Raw genomic sequence first — 3,051 nt, forward strand, 5'->3', positions numbered from 1 at the left:
AAGCAGCAGCGGATGGCGCTCCTCCGGCGGCGGCTTCCGGAGCTCCGGTTTCGGAGGCGGCTCCCGCAGCAGCGGCCGCAGCGGCCGATCAGGAGGTAGACGCTTCTGATCCCCCACACAGACATGTACGACAAGCTCTCGAAGACGCCCTCTGAAAGGAACCACGCATGACCAAGCAGTCCATCTTCGGACGTATCTCGACCCTCGTCCGCGCGAACATCAACTCCTTGCTGGACTCTGCGGAAGACCCGCAGAAGATGATCGACCAGCTCGTTCGCGACTACACGAACAGCATCGCCGACGCCGAGTCCGCGATCGCCGAGACCATCGGCAACCTGCGCCTGCTCGAGCGCGACCACGAGGAAGACGTCCAGGCATCGACCGAGTGGGGCAACAAGGCTCTCGCCGCCAGCCGCAAGGCCGACGAGATGCGCGCGAGCGGCAACACGGCCGACGCGGACAAGTTCGACAACCTCGCCAAGATCGCTCTGCAGCGTCAGATCAGCGCCGAGCGCGAGGCCACCGGCGCCGAGCCGCAGATCGCAGCGCAGACCGAGATCGTGGACAAGCTCAAGAGCGGCTTGAACGGCATGAAGGACAAGCTGGTCGAGCTCAAGAACAAGCGCAGCGAACTCCTCGCCCGTGCCAAGGTCGCCGAGGCGCAGACCCGCGTCCAGGACGCCGTGGGCTCGATCAACGTGCTCGACCCCACCAGCGAGCTGGGACGGTTCGAAGACAAGGTCCGCCGCCAGGAGGCCATCGCTCAGGGCAAGATCGAGCTCGCAGCGTCGAGCCTCGACGCCCAGTTCGAGAGCCTCGAGGATCTCGGCGAGCTGACCGAGGTCGAGGCACGTCTGGCCGAGCTCAAGGCCGGCGGCGGCGCTCCCCGCCAGGCCATCGAAGGCAACTGACATCACCGGGCGGATGCCTCGGCCGCGGGCCGAGGCATCCGTCCCCCCTTCTTCGGAGGCATTCATGGTGCGATTCCTCGTCATCCCGCAGTGGCAGGGCTCGCCCGCAGCGCGCGCGATGCTTCTCACGGACGGTGCTGCAGCGATCGCCGGAGATCTCCCCCGCGCGGCGACGACCGTTCTCGACGTTCCTGTCGAAGCCGGTGAATCCCTCGGCACAGGTGTACGCCGTCTGAGCGCTCTGCTGCGCACTCGTGAACTCGTGCACGGGCACATCGACTCCGACACCGTCGTGATCGGGGGCGATTGCAGCATCACCGTCGCCGCGCTCGACGCATTGCCGGGCGGAACCGACGACCTCGCCGTGGTGTGGTGCGACGCGCATGCCGACATGCACACGCCGGACACGTCCCCTTCCGGTGCCTTCTCAGGCATGGCACTGCGGGCTGTGCTCGGCGAGGGCGAGGAGCAGCTCGTGCTCTCGCCCGCGATCCCCGCCGATCGCGTGATCACCGTGGGCATGCGGAACCTCGATGACGCGGAGGTCGAGCAGCTCGCGCCTCTGACGAATCTCTCCGTCGACGACCTCGCAGATCCCGAGGCGCTGCTCGGCGCGGTCCGCGCGACCGGGGCGTCACGGGTCTGGGTGCACATCGACGTCGACGTGCTCGATCCGTCCGACTTCGCCGGTGTCTCGTCGTCGGTGCCGTTCGGGCTGTCCCCCGCCGCGCTGAGCACCGCCATCCGCGCACTGCGCTCGGAAGTGCCGCTCGCGGGCGCGACCATCGCAGGTTTCGCACCGAGGTCACCGGCCGATGCCGTCGATGATCTCGGCGCACTGCTGCGACTGGTCGGAGCGGTGGCATGACGACGGCTCCTGACTGGCGACCCGCGGCGAGTGCCGCCCTGGCCCGGGGCCGACGTCTCGACCGCCGCATCCCCTCCTTCCTGTTGCGCTCCCCGATCAGCCGCCTGGGCTACCTGTGGGGCACCGCCGTCGGCTGGCTGTGGGGCTCGCTGTGGAGCACAGGACCCGTCGAACGGCGGGCGGGTCTGTGGATCTTCCAGGGCATGCCGGCATGGACGTTCAATCGCGGCGGAGTGTGCGTCGGCGGCTGCTTCCTGACCGGAGACGTGCGACCGAGCGAGGCCGTGCTCCGTCATGAGGCTGTGCACAAGGCGCAGTGGCTCCGCTACGGGTTCCTGATGCCGATCCTGTACTTCCTCGCGGGGCGTGACCCCCTGCGCAACCGCTTCGAGATCGAGGCAGGGCTCGAAGACGGCAACTACGTTCGACGGACGCGCTGACCCTACGACGGTCTCTGCACGGACGTCTCAGGCCGCTAGTGGCCGATTCGGATCAGGCGCGCGGACGCGGAGTCAGCGGTCGGCGGGCAGCAGGCCGAAACGCTCGGGGGTACGGATCAGCGTCGGCGAGACCTCGAGATGACTCGTCAGGTGCTCGACGATGTCGGCCGTGCCGAGGTAACCGCCGAGCAGCGTGACGTGGGTCTCGATCTCGTCGTCGCACATCATCTCGTCCGCCCAGGCGCAGGTCGCACGGGTGAGCGCCTGACCGGCTGCGCACGCACGGCTGCTTCCGGGAGCCCCGGAACGCTGCTCACGAGCGAGCCACGTGACCGTCATGCGACCGGGAGCCTCGATGACGCCGATGTCGGCGACCGTCGGCACCTCGATGAAGATGCGCCCGGAGGCGCACAGTGGCAGCGTCGTCAGGAACACCTCGAGCTCCGTGAGGGAGTTCTCATCAGCCGTCACCAGGTGATGGGCGCGCCGACGCGCTGCGCGACGTTCGGCGCGCGTGCCGCGGGTCTCGAGCGAGGTGTTCATGGTGTCTTCATCGTACACCAAGTGAAGGCTTGCCTAACCTGGTAGCCGCTGCGCGATGATCATGCACGCTCCGGCCGCTGCTCGCGCTCGACGAGTGCGACGGCCAGGGCGTCGAGCTCATCGTCGGTCATCCCCTGCGCGCGCAGATACCCGGCAGCCGAGCCCCATCGTTCGTCGACCTGCGCGAGCAGACGGCGCATCACGGGCGCCGGCGACTGCGTGGCCAGCGCCACCGCGTGCACAGCCTCCGGGTGCTGCGTGCGCAGGTAGTCGGCGATCCACCGGGTGC

At 68.5% G+C, this 3,051-nt stretch carries 5 protein-coding genes; 3 read left to right on the forward strand and 2 right to left on the reverse strand.

Annotated elements, in window-relative coordinates; translation table 11 throughout:
• Positions 1 to 167: 167 nt before the first annotated feature.
• From DSP71_RS15960 to DSP71_RS15970, 3 genes are all read left to right on the forward strand, one after another.
• Positions 168 to 911, forward strand: a complete 744-nt coding sequence (locus DSP71_RS15960) for a PspA/IM30 family protein (protein WP_046749449.1) — start codon at positions 168 to 170, stop codon at positions 909 to 911.
• A 64-nt stretch (positions 912 to 975) separates the two neighbouring features.
• Positions 976 to 1,779, forward strand: coding sequence for an arginase family protein (locus DSP71_RS15965; RefSeq protein ID WP_046749450.1), 804 nt, complete (start codon positions 976 to 978; stop codon positions 1,777 to 1,779).
• Positions 1,776 to 2,219: a hypothetical protein gene (locus DSP71_RS15970; protein WP_058631339.1), complete on the forward strand. Its 444-nt coding sequence runs from the start codon at positions 1,776 to 1,778 to the stop codon at positions 2,217 to 2,219. The genes DSP71_RS15965 and DSP71_RS15970 overlap by 4 nt, the downstream gene beginning before the upstream one ends.
• A 72-nt stretch (positions 2,220 to 2,291) precedes the next feature.
• Here the strand turns inward: DSP71_RS15970 and DSP71_RS15975 are convergent, their stop codons facing one another.
• A complete protein-coding gene (locus DSP71_RS15975; protein ID WP_046749452.1) occupies positions 2,292 to 2,762 on the reverse strand; it encodes an SIP domain-containing protein in 471 nt (156 codons plus the stop codon).
• Positions 2,763 to 2,821: 59 nt separating this feature from the next.
• A partial coding sequence (locus tag DSP71_RS24105) for a tyrosine-protein phosphatase (protein WP_258546495.1) occupies positions 2,822 to 3,051 on the reverse strand: 230 nt, incomplete at its 5' end.

The organism is Microbacterium sp. H6 (assembly GCF_003314775.1).
Lineage (GTDB): Bacteria > Actinomycetota > Actinomycetes > Actinomycetales > Microbacteriaceae > Microbacterium > Microbacterium oxydans.

Excerpts from the sequence above, each read along its gene's own strand:
- DSP71_RS15965 (WP_046749450.1), top strand. The coding sequence starts at position 976 with ATGGTGCGATTCCTCGTCATCCCGCAGTGGCAGGGCTCGCCCGCAGCG.
- DSP71_RS15970 (WP_058631339.1), top strand. The coding sequence starts at position 1,776 with ATGACGACGGCTCCTGACTGGCGACCCGCGGCGAGTGCCGCCCTGGCC.
- DSP71_RS15975 (WP_046749452.1), bottom strand. The coding sequence starts at position 2,762 with ATGAACACCTCGCTCGAGACCCGCGGCACGCGCGCCGAACGTCGCGCA.
- DSP71_RS15960 (WP_046749449.1), top strand. The coding sequence starts at position 168 with ATGACCAAGCAGTCCATCTTCGGACGTATCTCGACCCTCGTCCGCGCG.